Origin of the sequence: Pseudomonas sp. BF-RE-22 (assembly GCF_019956155.1) — a bacterium.
In the GTDB taxonomy this organism is placed as follows: domain Bacteria; phylum Pseudomonadota; class Gammaproteobacteria; order Pseudomonadales; family Pseudomonadaceae; genus Aquipseudomonas; species Aquipseudomonas migulae.
Genome location: NZ_JAHBDD010000077.1, coordinates 197,057 through 210,372, shown reverse-complemented (window position 1 = coordinate 210,372; position 13,316 = coordinate 197,057). Strand labels below are relative to the sequence as shown.

The 13,316-nt window shown below is 59.8% G+C and carries 16 protein-coding genes; 15 read left to right on the top strand and 1 reads right to left on the bottom strand.

What is annotated here, in order from left to right; genetic code table 11:
* Positions 1 to 463 precede the first annotated feature (463 nt).
* The 3 genes from rluC to sppA are packed head-to-tail and all read left to right on the top strand — an operon-like array spanning position 464 to position 3,090.
* Positions 464 to 1,426 carry a 23S rRNA pseudouridine(955/2504/2580) synthase RluC gene (gene rluC / locus KGA82_RS27040; RefSeq protein WP_008031576.1) on the top strand — a complete coding sequence of 321 codons (963 nt, stop codon included), beginning with the start codon at positions 464 to 466 and terminating at the stop codon, positions 1,424 to 1,426.
* On the top strand, positions 1,413 to 2,075 hold the full coding sequence (locus tag KGA82_RS27035; protein WP_008040896.1) for an HAD-IA family hydrolase: 663 nt from the start codon (positions 1,413 to 1,415) through the stop codon (positions 2,073 to 2,075). Before rluC ends, KGA82_RS27035 begins: the two co-directional genes overlap by 14 nt.
* Positions 2,076 to 2,100: 25 nt before the next feature.
* The gene (gene sppA, locus KGA82_RS27030) at positions 2,101 to 3,090 is read left to right on the top strand and encodes a signal peptide peptidase SppA (RefSeq protein ID WP_008031583.1); all 990 of its coding nucleotides are present in this window, start codon (positions 2,101 to 2,103) and stop codon (positions 3,088 to 3,090) included.
* A 119-nt stretch (positions 3,091 to 3,209) separates the two neighbouring features.
* On the opposite strand, the gene KGA82_RS27025 is transcribed toward sppA, so the two are convergent.
* Positions 3,210 to 3,788, bottom strand: coding sequence for a Maf family protein (locus tag KGA82_RS27025; RefSeq protein WP_223453157.1), 579 nt, complete (start codon positions 3,786 to 3,788; stop codon positions 3,210 to 3,212).
* Between the two features lie 105 nt (positions 3,789 to 3,893).
* Here KGA82_RS27025 and KGA82_RS27020 point away from each other — a divergent pair, with 105 nt between their 5' ends.
* The 12 genes from KGA82_RS27020 to KGA82_RS26965 all read left to right on the top strand — a co-directional run bounded on the left by KGA82_RS27020 (position 3,894) and on the right by KGA82_RS26965 (position 13,306).
* Positions 3,894 to 4,421: a YceD family protein gene (locus tag KGA82_RS27020; protein WP_008031588.1), complete on the top strand. Its 528-nt coding sequence runs from the start codon at positions 3,894 to 3,896 to the stop codon at positions 4,419 to 4,421.
* Positions 4,422 to 4,434: 13 nt separating this feature from the next.
* The gene (gene rpmF / locus KGA82_RS27015; RefSeq protein WP_003179396.1) at positions 4,435 to 4,617 is read left to right on the top strand and encodes a 50S ribosomal protein L32; all 183 of its coding nucleotides are present in this window, start codon (positions 4,435 to 4,437) and stop codon (positions 4,615 to 4,617) included.
* A gap of 4 nt (positions 4,618 to 4,621) precedes the next feature.
* Positions 4,622 to 5,632 carry a phosphate acyltransferase PlsX gene (gene plsX / locus KGA82_RS27010; RefSeq protein WP_081500214.1) on the top strand — a complete coding sequence of 337 codons (1,011 nt, stop codon included), beginning with the start codon at positions 4,622 to 4,624 and terminating at the stop codon, positions 5,630 to 5,632.
* Between the two features lie 125 nt (positions 5,633 to 5,757).
* Positions 5,758 to 6,696 (top strand): ACP S-malonyltransferase, encoded by a 939-nt coding sequence (gene fabD, locus KGA82_RS27005; RefSeq protein ID WP_192227907.1) that lies wholly within the window; start codon positions 5,758 to 5,760, stop codon positions 6,694 to 6,696.
* A 16-nt stretch (positions 6,697 to 6,712) separates the two neighbouring features.
* Positions 6,713 to 7,456 (top strand): 3-oxoacyl-ACP reductase FabG, encoded by a 744-nt coding sequence (fabG, locus tag KGA82_RS27000; protein WP_047526979.1) that lies wholly within the window; start codon positions 6,713 to 6,715, stop codon positions 7,454 to 7,456.
* A gap of 191 nt (positions 7,457 to 7,647) precedes the next feature.
* Positions 7,648 to 7,884 (top strand): acyl carrier protein, encoded by a 237-nt coding sequence (gene acpP / locus KGA82_RS26995; protein ID WP_003175607.1) that lies wholly within the window; start codon positions 7,648 to 7,650, stop codon positions 7,882 to 7,884.
* A gap of 108 nt (positions 7,885 to 7,992) precedes the next feature.
* The gene (gene fabF / locus KGA82_RS26990) at positions 7,993 to 9,237 is read left to right on the top strand and encodes a beta-ketoacyl-ACP synthase II (RefSeq protein ID WP_008031595.1); all 1,245 of its coding nucleotides are present in this window, start codon (positions 7,993 to 7,995) and stop codon (positions 9,235 to 9,237) included.
* Positions 9,237 to 10,052 (top strand): aminodeoxychorismate lyase, encoded by an 816-nt coding sequence (pabC, locus tag KGA82_RS26985; RefSeq protein WP_223453156.1) that lies wholly within the window; start codon positions 9,237 to 9,239, stop codon positions 10,050 to 10,052. Before fabF ends, pabC begins: the two co-directional genes overlap by 1 nt.
* A gap of 3 nt (positions 10,053 to 10,055) precedes the next feature.
* On the top strand, positions 10,056 to 11,276 hold the full coding sequence (mltG, locus tag KGA82_RS26980) for an endolytic transglycosylase MltG (protein ID WP_008040887.1): 1,221 nt from the start codon (positions 10,056 to 10,058) through the stop codon (positions 11,274 to 11,276).
* Between the two features lie 19 nt (positions 11,277 to 11,295).
* Complete coding sequence (gene tmk, locus KGA82_RS26975; RefSeq protein ID WP_008040886.1) at positions 11,296 to 11,928, top strand: dTMP kinase; 633 nt, start codon at positions 11,296 to 11,298, stop codon at positions 11,926 to 11,928.
* Positions 11,921 to 12,907 carry a DNA polymerase III subunit delta' gene (locus KGA82_RS26970; RefSeq protein ID WP_008031605.1) on the top strand — a complete coding sequence of 329 codons (987 nt, stop codon included), beginning with the start codon at positions 11,921 to 11,923 and terminating at the stop codon, positions 12,905 to 12,907. Before tmk ends, KGA82_RS26970 begins: the two co-directional genes overlap by 8 nt.
* Before the next feature lie 42 nt (positions 12,908 to 12,949).
* Entirely contained in the window at positions 12,950 to 13,306 is a 357-nt protein-coding gene (locus KGA82_RS26965; protein ID WP_223453155.1) for a PilZ domain-containing protein, read from the top strand.
* Positions 13,307 to 13,316 lie beyond the last annotated feature (10 nt).

The following is a 13,316-nucleotide window of genomic DNA, read 5'->3' as shown; positions in this document are numbered from 1 at the left end:
TACACAGTCCAGCGGTTGTGCATCTCCACCCTACACGTATCCCTGATAATTCGGGTGCTGCCGCGCGCAGAATCCGCAGCGGGTTGGCATTTACCGTGAGCTCCGAAAGGGGAGGTCACGCATCATGGCTAATTTAGGCGTTGTTTCCGAAGCGTTCGCTCGGGGTCATTCGCAGCTGACTGCACTTTGTGAACTGGCCGTGAATATGGGCTCGCGTAGCGAGTGAAAACTCTGCTTTGCGGCGTGATTCAGGCCTCATGTCACCTGCGCTCGTTACACCTGCAAACTCCACCGTTACGTAGCGAAAGCGCCGTAGGACGGCCTCGCGTCCTGGTGAATTGCATTGGTCAGGGCCGGTTTTTGACCGTTTGTCCGCTGTCCAGGCCGCTTTTGGCGGCGTTCGCGACTATAGCAGTAATGATTAAGTGCTTCAATTCCATAAAAAATTGATATCATCCGCGCCATGACGACTACTGCCCCCTCGACCCCAGGCGTACAACTGCTTGAGGTCTCGCCGGAATATGCCGGCCAACGTATTGATAACTTCCTTCTCGCTCGGCTCAAAGGCGTGCCCAAGACCTTGATTTACCGCATTTTGCGTAAAGGCGAAGTGCGAGTGAACAAAGGCCGGATCAAGCCCGAATACAAGCTGCAGGCGGGCGATATCGTGCGCGTGCCGCCGGTTCGCGTGCCTGAACGCGACGAACCCGTGCCGCTGGCCCAGGGCCTGCTGCAGCGACTTGAAGCCTCGATTGTCTACGAAGACAAAGCGCTGATCGTGATCAACAAGCCTTGCGGTATTGCGGTTCACGGCGGCAGCGGCCTGACTTACGGTGTGATCGAAGCCTTTCGTCAGTTGCGTCCGGATTGCAAGGAGCTCGAGCTGGTTCACCGCCTTGACCGTGACACCTCCGGCCTGCTGATGATCGCCAAGAAACGCAGCATGCTGCGTCACTTGCACACGGCTTTGCGCGGTGATGGCGTGGACAAGCGCTACATGGCGCTGGTTCGCGGCAACTGGGCGGCATCGATCAAGCAGGTCCGTGCATCGCTGGGCAAGAGCAATCTGCGTTCCGGCGAGCGGATGGTCGAGGTCGACGAGGAGGAGGGCAAGGAATCGGTGACCGTGTTCAAGGTCCTGCGTCGATTCGGCGACTTTGCCACCCTGATCGAGGCCAAGCCGATCACTGGCCGGACTCACCAGATTCGCGTTCACACTTTGCACGCCGGGCATTGCATTGCCGGCGACACCAAGTACGGCGATGACGATTTCAGCAAGGAAATCCGCGATCTGGGCGGCAAGCGCCTGTTCCTGCATGCGTACATGCTGACCGTGCCGCTGCCGGATGGCGGCGAACTGAAGTTGCAGGCGCCTGTCGACGAGATGTGGGCCAAGACTGTGGAGCGCCTGAGTGCACCCCTCTGATTACAAGCTGCTGATTTTCGATTGGGACGGCACGCTGGCTGATTCCATTGGTCGGATTGTCGAAGCAATGCACGTTGCGTCCGAGCGTTCCGGTTTTCAGTTGCGCGATGACTTTGCTGTCAAAGGCATCATCGGCCTGGGCCTGCCGGAGGCGATTCGCACGCTGTACCCCGAGATCAGCGATACCGAACTGGTGGCGTTTCGCGAGCATTATGCGGACCACTACATCGCCTCTGAAGCCGTGCCTTCGCCGTTGTTCGAAGGGGTCGTCGAGTCGATGGAGGCGTTCCGCGCCGAGGGTTATCATTTGGCCGTTGCCACCGGCAAGGCGCGTCGCGGGCTGGATCGGGTGCTGAAGGCGCACGGCTGGGAAGATTATTTCGACATCACCCGTGCCGCCGACGAAACCGCCAGCAAACCTCATCCGCTAATGCTTGAGCAGATTCTCGCCCATTGCGAAGTTCGTCCGGAGCAAGCGTTGATGGTTGGCGACTCGTCCTTCGACCTGCAGATGGCGCGCAACGCCGGCATGGATTCGGTGGCGGTCAGCTACGGCGCGCAATCGATTGAAGCGCTGAAGTTGTTCGAGCCGGCGCTGGCTATTGATCGTTTTTCAGAATTGCATGCCTGGCTGAGTCAGCGGGCTTAATTAGTTTTTGCCGGGGTAGATGGCCATGACCGACGAATGGAAAGCGCCCGCCAAGCCGAGCGCAGAGAGCGGTGACGAAAAAAGCTGGAAGCTGCTGGAAAAGACCCTGCTCGCCAGCGTGCAGGAGCAGCGTCGGTCGCGTCGCTGGGGGATTTTCTTCAAGTTGCTGACCTTTGTGTACCTGTTTGGCGCACTGGTGTTGTTTACGCCGTTGATGGACATGGAAAAAGCCGCCACTCGCAGCGCTAATTACACTGCGCTGATCGAAGTGACGGGCATGATCGCCGACAAGGAGCCCGCCAGCGCTGACAACATCGTCGGTAGCCTGCGTGCCGCCTTCGAAGATAAGAAGGTCAAAGGCGTCATCCTGCGCATCAACAGTCCGGGCGGCAGTCCGGTGCAGTCCGGCTACGTGTATGACGAGATTCGCCGGTTGCGCGGCTTGAACCCGGACACCAAGGTTTACGCGGTAATCTCCGATCTGGGGGCTTCCGGTGCTTATTACATCGCCAGCGCGGCGGATCAGATTTACGCCGACAAGGCGAGCCTGGTGGGTTCCATTGGTGTGACAGCGGCGGGTTACGGGTTTGTCGGCACCATGGAGAAGCTGGGTGTCGAGCGTCGGACCTATACGTCTGGCGAGCACAAGTCGTTCCTCGATCCGTTCCAGCCGCAGAAGCCTGAGGAGACTCGGTTCTGGCAGGGCGTGCTCGATACGACGCACCAGCAGTTCATCAACAGCGTCAAGACGGGTCGTGGCGACCGACTCAAGGATAAAGAGCATCCGGAGTTGTTCTCCGGGTTGGTCTGGTCCGGTGAGCAGGCGCTGCCGCTGGGGTTGATCGATGGTCTGGGTAATGCCAGTTCGGTAGCGCGTGATGTGATTGGCGAGAAAGAGCTGGTGGACTTCACCGTTCAGGAATCGCCGTTCGATCGCTTCTCGAAGAAACTGGGTGCCAGCGTGGCTGAGCAGTTGGCGATGTGGATGGGCTTCCAGGGTCCGTCGCTGCGCTGATCTTCCGGCTACATAAAAAAACCGGCCCAAGTGGCCGGTTTTTTGTTGGCGCCCACATCCTGTAGGAGCCGGCTTGCCGGCGATGGCGCCCTCAAGATCGGTGAAAGACTCGGCAGCCGTCAGGGGATCTGCACCCCTTCAGCCAACAGCATGTCGATCAGGCGAATCAGCGGCAAGCCGATCAGGCTGGTGGCGTCAGGGCCTTCGGTGCGCTGAAACAGGCTCACCCCCAATCCTTCCGCCTTGAAGCTGCCAGCGCAATCGTAGGGCTGTTCGGCGCGCAGGTAGCGTTCGATGCGTGCGGTATCGAGTGTGCGCATGTGCACGGTGAACGGAACGCAGTCGACCTGGCAGTGTCCCGTCTGGCTATTGAGCAGGGCCAGGCCGGTCAGAAAGGTTACGCTGGTGCCGCTTGAGGCCAGCAACTGCTCACGAGCCTTTTCGAAGGTGTGGGGTTTGCCGATAATGCGCTCGCCGAGCACTGCGACCTGATCGGAGCCGATAATCAGATGGGCGGGGTGGCTGCCGGCAAGGGCCCGGGCTTTTTCTTCGGCGAGGCGCTTGACCAGTTCGACGGCGGCCTCATTCGGCCGATGACTTTCGTCGATGTCCGGCGAGCTGCAGGTGAACGGCAGCTGCAAGCGGGCCAGCAATTCCCGGCGATACACTGAGCTTGAAGCGAGTAATAAAGGCAGCATGCGCATCTCCAGAAGACAGGCGCGAATTCTAGCGAGGCTTCCAGGTGACGGACAGGGCTGAATTTCCTTTGACATGGCTGGGTGCATCCCTATAATGCTGCGCCTATGTTGAATGACCCGATTCCACCTCACGTTGACCCGCGCAAATTGGCTGACCGTGGCACCACCCTTCAAGGTGAACTGCTGCTGGCCGATTTGGAGAGACTCTGCGACCCGCTTTCCGACAATGTCGGTACGGTGCAGGCTAAATTCGTTTTTGAACGAGATGAACGTAAGTCTGTGGTAATCCACAGCTTTATCGACACCGAAGTCAAAATGGTTTGCCAGCGTTGTCTTGAGCTGGTCACCCTGCCGATCCACAGCGAATGCAGTTATGCTGTGGTGAAGGAGGGTGCGAATACCCAGTCGTTGCCGAAAGGTTATGACGTGCTGGAACTGGGCGAAGATCCTTTGGATCTGCAGTCACTGATCGAGGAGGAGCTTCTGCTCGCCTTGCCCATTGTGCCTGCTCATCATCCGGAAGAATGCCAGCAGCCGGCGGGTCTCGATGAGCCCGAACCGAGCGAGGACGAGGTAACGCGGTCCAACCCGTTCAGTGTATTGGCGCAGTTAAAGCGTGACCCAAACGTTTAGGAGTTAATCAATTATGGCTGTTCAGCAGAACAAAAAATCCCGCTCCGCCCGTGACATGCGTCGTTCGCACGACGCTCTCGAGGCTAGCACCCTGTCTGTAGAAAAAACCACCGGTGAAGTTCACCTGCGTCACCACGTATCGCCAGAAGGCGTATACCGTGGCCGTAAAGTGATCGACAAGGGCGCTGACGAGTAATCACTTGTCCGCTCAAGTCATCGCGATTGACGCAATGGGCGGGGACTTCGGTCCCCGCAGCATTGTTCAGGCCAGCCTTGCTTGTCTGATTGCTACGCCCTCGCTGCACCTGACCCTTGTCGGTCAACCCTCCCTTCTTGAAGAATTGATCGCTGGCCAATCGGCTGTGGATCGCTCGCGCCTGTCGATTACCCCGGCATCCGAAGTGATCACCATGGACGAAAAGCCTGCCCAGGCCTTGCGCGGCAAGCCGGACTCGTCGATGCGCGTGGCGCTCGAGTTGTTGCGTGATGGCAAGGTTCAGGCCTGTGTCAGCGCCGGCAATACCGGCGCGCTGATGGCCTTGTCACGGTTCGTGCTCAAGACCTTGCCGGGCATTGACCGGCCGGCCATGGTCGCGGCGATTCCGACGCAGAAGGGCTACTGTCAGTTGCTCGACCTGGGCGCCAACGTCGATTGCAGCGCCGAGCATCTGCTGCAGTTTGCGGTGATGGGCTCGGTCGCGGCGCAAACCCTGGGCATCGTTCGTCCACGGGTCGCATTGCTGAACATCGGCACCGAAGACATCAAGGGCAATCAGCAGGTCAAGCTGGCGGCGACCTTGTTGCAGAGCGCTCGCGGCATCAACTACATCGGTTTTGTCGAAGGTGACGGTTTGTACCGTGGCGAGGCGGATGTGGTGGTGTGCGACGGTTTTGTCGGCAATATTTTGCTCAAGTCCAGTGAAGGTCTGGCGACCATGATTGCCGGGCGAATTGAAGCGCTTTTCAAAAAAAACCTCGCATCGAAAATGGTGGGGGCCCTGGCGCTGCCGCTGATGAAGCGTCTTCAGGCTGATTTGGCGCCTGCTCGGCATAACGGCGCAAGCTTCCTCGGGTTGCAGGGGATTGTGGTGAAAAGCCACGGTTCGGCAGGGGTTCAGGGCTTCCAGAGTGCGATTCAGCGAGCCTTGATCGAGATCCAGGAAAACCTGCCGGAACGCATTCACGGTCGTCTGGAGGATTTGTTGCTTTAGGCGTTTTCGTCGGACAATGCTTAAATGTGACCGCTCAGTTCAATTTGCCATCCAACTGTCAGTTTCTTGCGTCCCCCAAGCGGGACGTCAATTCTCCGACGACAAGATCATTAGGGGCTTGTTACATGTCTGCTTCCCTCGCATTCGTCTTTCCAGGACAGGGTTCGCAGTCCCTCGGCATGCTGGCCGAGTTGGGCGCGCAACATCCGGTGGTCCTCGAAACATTCAAAGAAGCATCCGACGCGCTCGGTTACGACCTGTGGGCACTGACCCAGCAAGGGCCGGAAGAGCAACTCAATCAAACCGATAAAACCCAACCGGCCATTCTGACCGCCTCGATCGCCTTGTGGCGTCTGTGGCTGGCGGAAGGCGGTGCGCGTCCGGCTTATGTTGCCGGTCACAGCCTGGGCGAGTACAGCGCCCTGGTCGCTGCGGGCAGCCTGAGCCTGGGTGACGCGGTGAAACTGGTGGAGCGTCGCGGTCAGTTGATGCAAGAAGCCGTTCCGGCCGGGCAGGGCGGTATGGCTGCCATTCTCGGCCTGGACGATGCTGACGTACTGGCAGCCTGTGCCGAAGCGGCGCAAGGCGAAGTGGTCAGCGCGGTCAATTTCAACTCTCCGGGTCAAGTCGTGATCGCCGGTGCCAAGGCGGCCGTCGAACGCGCCATCGAAGGCTGCAAGGCCCGTGGTGCCAAGCGCGCCATGCCGTTGCCAGTCAGCGTACCGTCCCATTGCGAGCTGATGCGTCCAGCCGCCGAGCGTTTCGCCGAGTCGATCGCTGCGATCAACTGGCAGGCACCACAGATTCCTGTGGTACAAAACGTCAGCGCGAACGTGCCGGCCGATCTCGAAACCCTCAAGCGCGATCTGCTTGAACAGCTCTACAAGCCTGTGCGCTGGGTCGAATCGGTCCAGGCGCTGGCCGCCAAGGGCGCGACCCAGTTGGTCGAATGCGGCCCTGGCAAAGTGCTGGCCGGCTTGAACAAACGCTGCGCCGAAGGCGTGTCGACATCCAACCTCAATACCCCAGACGCCTTCGCTGCCGCCCGTGCAGCGCTGGCCTGAATCAGGAGAAGCTTGCATGAGTCTGCAAGGTAAAGTTGCACTGGTCACCGGTGCGAGCCGCGGTATCGGCCAGGCCATCGCCCTGGAACTGGGTCGTCAGGGCGCCATTGTTGTGGGCACCGCGACATCCGCCTCGGGTGCCGAGCGCATCGCCGCTACCCTGAAAGAAAACGGTATTCAAGGCACTGGCCTGGAACTGAATGTCACCAGCGACGAATCCGTTGCCGCTGTGCTGGCGAGCATCCAGGAGCAGTTCGGTGCGCCGGCGATCCTGGTCAACAATGCCGGCATCACCCGCGATAACCTGATGATGCGCATGAAAGACGACGAGTGGCATGACGTCGTCGATACCAACCTGAACAGTCTGTTCCGCCTGTCCAAGGGCGTTCTGCGCGGTATGACCAAAGCCCGTTGGGGACGAATTATCAGTATTGGCTCGGTTGTGGGTGCCATGGGCAACGCAGGCCAAGTAAACTACGCTGCCGCCAAGGCAGGTCTGGAAGGTTTCAGTCGTGCCCTGGCGCGTGAAGTCGGTTCGCGTTCGATTACGGTAAACTCGGTGGCCCCTGGGTTCATCGACACCGATATGACCCGCGAACTGCCCGAGGCACAGCGTGAAGCCTTGCAGGCGCAAATTCCGCTGGGTCGTCTGGGGCAAGCTCAAGAGATCGCGTCTGTGGTCGCTTTTCTTGCATCCGACGGTGCGGCTTACGTTACTGGGGCTACAATCCCGGTGAACGGCGGGATGTACATGAGTTAAATGTGACGGGTTGCTTCAAAAAAATGTCATACGAGCTGTCTAAAATCCGTTATAAAGCTGCAATCTTTTTATAGGCAGAGGGTCACGGGGTTTGAGGAGTGAAGCTTTCAGTTGAAAAACTGAAAAGTCTTTCTATACACTTACCCACTGGCCAGCTGCCTGAATTTGTCCATTAGGAGTGAAAACAAGGTATGAGCACCATCGAAGAGCGCGTCAAGAAAATCGTTGCTGAGCAACTGGGCGTTAAAGAAGAAGAAGTGGTCAACACTGCTTCCTTCGTTGAAGACCTGGGTGCCGACTCCCTTGACACCGTTGAGCTGGTGATGGCTCTGGAAGAGGAATTCGAGACCGAAATCCCTGACGAAGAAGCTGAGAAGATCACTACTGTACAAGCTGCAATCGACTACGTTACTAGCCACCAGGCGTAATAGTTTGTAATCGTTGCTTGCTGTCATGGAAAAACCGCACTGCCATCATGGCGTGCGGTTTTTTCTTTAGGCCTGATGCAAAGTCGTCATTTGAAAAAGGAGAGTGCTGTGTCGCGTAGACGCGTCGTAGTCACCGGTATGGGTATGTTGTCGCCACTGGGCACGGATGTGCCGAGCAGTTGGCAGGGCATTCTGGCTGGCCGTAGTGGCATTGGTCTGATCGAACACACCGACCTTTCTGCCTATTCCACCCGTTTTGGCGGCTCGGTAAAGGGCTTCAATGTCGAGGAATACCTGTCGGTCAAGGAAGCTCGCAAGCTCGACCTGTTCATTCAGTACGGTCTGGCCGCAGGTTTTCAGGCGGTGCGTAACGCCGGTCTTGAAGTCACCGATGCCAACCGTGAGCGCATCGGCGTGGCCATGGGTTCGGGTATTGGCGGTCTGACCAATATCGAAGAAACCAGCCGCACGCTGCATGATTCCGGCCCACGACGGATCTCTCCGTTTTTCGTGCCTGGCTCGATCATCAATATGATTTCCGGTTTCCTGTCGATCCACCTGGGTGCACAGGGACCTAACTACGCCATCGCCACCGCGTGCACCACCGGTACGCACTGCATCGGCATGGCAGCCCGCAACATCATGTACGACGAAGCCGACGTGATGATTGCCGGCGGCGCCGAGATGGCGGCTTGCGGTCTGGGCATGGGTGGCTTCGGTGCCTCCCGCGCGCTGTCGACCCGCAACGACGAGCCGACCCGCGCCAGCCGTCCATGGGACAAGGGCCGTGACGGCTTCGTCCTGTCCGACGGTGCCGGTGCGCTGGTGCTTGAAGAGCTGGAACACGCCAAGGCTCGCGGCGCAACCATCTACGCCGAGCTGATCGGCTTTGGCACCAGTGGCGATGCCTACCACATGACGTCGCCGCCGGCTGACGGTGCGGGTGCTGCTCGTTGCATTTCCAACGCCCTGCGCGATGCGAAGATCAATAGCGATCAAGTCCAGTACATCAACGCCCACGGTACGTCGACTTCGGCCGGCGACCTTGCCGAAGCTTGCGCGATCAAGTCGGTGTTCGGCGATCACGCCTACAAGCTGGCGGTCAGCTCGACCAAGTCCATGACCGGTCACCTGTTGGGTGCGGCGGGCGCAGTCGAGGCGATCTTCAGTGTGCTGGCGATCAATAGCCAGGTGGCACCGCCGACCATCAACCTCGACGAGCCGGACGAAGGCTGCGACCTGGACTTCGTGCCGCACACCGCGCGCAACATGGACATCGATGTGGTCCTGTCCAACTCCTTCGGGTTTGGCGGTACCAACGGCTCGCTGGTGTTCCGCCGGTTCGCTGACTGATGGACAGCTGGGTCGACGGTCAGCCGGCTGACGCTCTGTCGCTGAAGGATCGCGGCCTGGCTTACGGTGATGGTCTGTTCGAGACCATTGCCGTGCGGAACGGGCAGCCGCTGTTGCTGGACCGGCATCTGTCGCGTCTGGCGCAAGGCTGTTCACGCCTGGCGATCACGGTCGATCACGTGCTGATCCGCAGCGAGCTGCTGGCCTACGCCGCAGCACTGGGCGAGGGCGTGCTCAAACTCATCCTCACCCGCGGCGACAGCCTGCGCGGTTACGCACCCGATCCTGCGGCCCAGGCCCGACGCATTCTTCAGGGCAACCCGCCTGCCGCTTATCCTGCTGTACATGCGGAGCAGGGCGTTCGCCTGTTTCCTTGCACCACACGACTGTCCAGGCAACCCTTGCTCGCCGGGCTCAAACACCTGAACCGTCTTGAGCAAGTCATCGCCCGTTCCGAATGGCAAGACACCGAGCATGCCGAAGGCTTGATGCTCGATCAGGCCGGGCGGGTGATCGAAGGTGTATTCAGCAATCTGTTCCTGGTCCGCGATGGCGTGTTGATCACTGCCGATCTCAAGCGCTGCGGCGTGGCCGGTGTGATGCGCGCCGAATTATTGTTTCAAGCCGAGTCGCTGGGGATTCCCACGCAAATCACCGACATCACCCTCGAACAGCTGCAATGGGCTGATGAGGTCTTTATCTGCAACAGCGTGTATGGCGTTTGGCCGGTGCGCGCCTATGCAGCTCTGAGCTGGCCGGTTGGGCCGCTCACCCGTAAACTCCAAACCATTGCCCGCGCGCTACTGGATGCTTGATACGTGAGACGTAAATTCTTGCTGCTGCTGGAAACCGGACTGGTTCTGGCAGGGCTGTGTCTGGGCGCTTCGGCCTGGAAGATTCATTCGGCGCTGGAACAGCCGCTGAACATTACCCAGGAACAACTCCTGGAAGTGCCCAAAGGCACGACACCCACCCGCACTTTCTATCGACTCGAAGCCGATGGCGTCATCAAGGACGCTTTCTGGTTGCGTGTGTACTGGCGCTTCAACCTGGCCGGGCAACCGTTGCACAAAGGTGAGTACCGCATGCAGCCCGGCATGACGGTGGAAAACCTGATCGACCTGTGGAAGCGCGGGGAAATGGTGCAGTACAGCCTGACGCTGGTCGAAGGCTGGAATTTCCATCAAGTGCGTGCTGCGCTGGCCAAGGATGAAAAACTTGAGCAGACGCTGAACGGCTTGAGTGATAGCGAAGTGATGGACAAGCTCGGTCACGCCGGGATCTTCCCGGAAGGACGATTCTTCCCGGACACCTACCGTTTCGTGCGTGGCATGACGGACGTCGAGCTGCTGAAAAAAGCCTACGACCGCCTCGACGAAGTCCTGGCCAAGGAATGGGGGCAGCGCGCGGCTGACGTGCCGTACACCGAACCCTACCAGGCGCTGATCATGGCCTCGCTGGTGGAAAAGGAAACCGGCGTACCGCAAGAGCGTGGCCAGATTGCTGGCGTGTTCGTGCGGCGCATGGAAATGGGCATGCTGTTGCAGACCGATCCAACTGTGATCTACGGCCTCGGTGATCGCTACAACGGCAAGTTGACCCGCGCCCATCTCAAGGAAGCGACCCCTTACAACACCTACGTGATTAGCGGCCTGCCGCCGACGCCGATTGCGATGGTCGGTCGCGAAGCGATCCATGCGGCACTCAACCCGGTGGCCGGCAACAGCCTGTATTTTGTCGCGCGCGGCGATGGCAGCCACGTGTTCTCCGATGATCTGGATGCTCACAACAGCGCAGTGCGTGAATTTCAGCTCAAGCGTCGCGCCGATTACCGCTCCAGCCCGGCGCCGGTCACCGCGCCAGAGGCGACGAATGAGCAGGCTCCGATCCCGGCGGCTTCGCCTGACCCGGCCCCGGAGGCGTTGGCGCCAGTGACGCCGCCAGAGCCGGCTCAAGAAACGACTCAAGAACCTGCTAAAGAGCCCGCTGCTGCACCCGCGCCCGAATCGGATGCAACCGCGCCGCAAAGCCCGCAATGATTCTGACTAAGGACTGCCTGTGACTGGCTTGTTTATTACCCTGGAAGGCCCCGAAGGCGCCGGCAAGAGTACCAATCGCGAATACCTCGCCGAGCGCCTGCGCGCCGCCGGTATCGAAGTGGTGCTGACCCGCGAGCCGGGCGGCACGCCTTTGGCCGAGAAGATCCGCGAGGTGCTGTTGGCGCCGGTCGAGGAGGCCATGGACCCCGACACCGAGCTGTTGCTGGTGTTTGCCGCGCGCGCCCAGCACCTGGCCGGCGTGATCCGCCCGGCGCTGGCCCGTGGCGCGGTGGTGTTGTGCGATCGTTTTACCGATTCGACCTACGCCTATCAGGGCGGCGGTCGCGGTTTGTCGCTGGAACGCATCGCTACGCTGGAAAGCTTCGTTCAGGGCGAGCTGCGCCCGGACCTGACGCTGATTTTCGATCTGCCGGTGGAAGTGGGTCTGGCCCGCGCCAGCGCTCGCGGTCGCCTGGATCGCTTCGAACTCGAAGGCCGGACGTTTTTCGATGCGGTGCGCAGTGCGTTCCTCAAGCGCGCTAAAGCCGACCCGGCACGATATGTGCTGGTCGACGCCGCCCAGCCGCTGGCGCAGGTTCAACAGTCGCTGGACGCCTTGTTGCCGCGTCTGCTGGAGTTGACCCGTGGCTGAAGCCTATCCGTGGCAGGACAGCCTCTGGCAGCAGTTGGCAGGTCGCAAACAACATGCGCACGCCTATCTGCTGCACGGCCCGGCCGGGATCGGCAAGCGAGCGCTGGCCGAGCGCCTGATGGCCAGCCTGCTGTGCCAGCGCCCGACCGCACAGGACGCTTGCGGCGAATGTAAATCCTGCCTGCTGCTCAAAGCGGGCAGCCACCCTGACAACTACATCCTCGAACCGGAAGAAGCCGACAAGGCGATCAAGGTCGATCAGGTCCGTGAGCTGGTCAGCTTCGTGGTCCAGACCGCGCAGATGGGCGGGCGCAAAGTAGTGTTGATCGAGCCGGTCGAGTCGATGAACATCAACGCCGCTAACGCCTTGCTCAAAAGCCTTGAAGAGCCGTCCGGCGATACGGTGCTGTTACTGGTCAGTCACCAGACCAGTCGACTGTTGCCCACCATCAAAAGCCGCTGCGTGCAGCAAGCCTGTCCACTGCCAAGCGAGGCCATGAGCCTTGCGTGGCTGGCCAAGGCGTTACCGGACAGCTCGGAAGAAGAGCGCGTCGAGCTGCTGACCCTGGCCGCCGGCTCACCGCTGGCGGCGGTGAATTTGCAGGCCCAGGGTGTGCGCGAACAGCGGGCGCTGGTGGTCGACGGTGTGAAGAAGTTGCTCAAGCAACAGCAATCGCCGACACAACTGGCCGAAGGCTGGAACGCGATTCCGCTGTTGTTGCTGTTTGACTGGTTCTGCGACTGGTCGAGCCTGATCCTGCGGTATCAGCTGACTCAGGATGAAGACGGGCTGGGATTGGCCGATATGCGCAAGGTGATTCAATATCTGGCGCAGAAAAGCGCTCAGGACAAAGTCCTGAACATTCAGGACTGGATCCTCGCCCAGCGCCAGAAAGTCATGAGCAAGGCCAACCTCAATCGGGTGCTGTTGCTTGAAGCGCTGCTGGTGCAATGGGCGTCATTGCCTACCCAGAAGTGACCGACTGGGCCTATCCTCTGAACATCAGCAGCGGAGGTCAGCATGAATGAAGTCGTCAATCCGGGGCCGCGCAACGGCATTTTGTCCCTGACCATCAAGGACAACTCCGTGCTCTACGCGGCCTACATGCCCTTCATCAAGAACGGTGGCCTGTTCATCCCGACCAACAAGAGCTACAAGTTGGGCGATGAGGTATTCATGCTGCTGAACCTGATGGACGAGCCGGAGAAAATTCCGGTCGCCGGCAAGGTTGCCTGGATCACCCCCAAAGGCGCGCAAGGCAACCGGGCCGCTGGCGTCGGCGTACAGTTCAACGACGGTGACGACACCGCGCGCAGTCGAATCGAAACCCACCTGGCCGGAGCCCTGAAGTCCGACCGTCCCACTCATACGATGTAAGTTGCAGCCC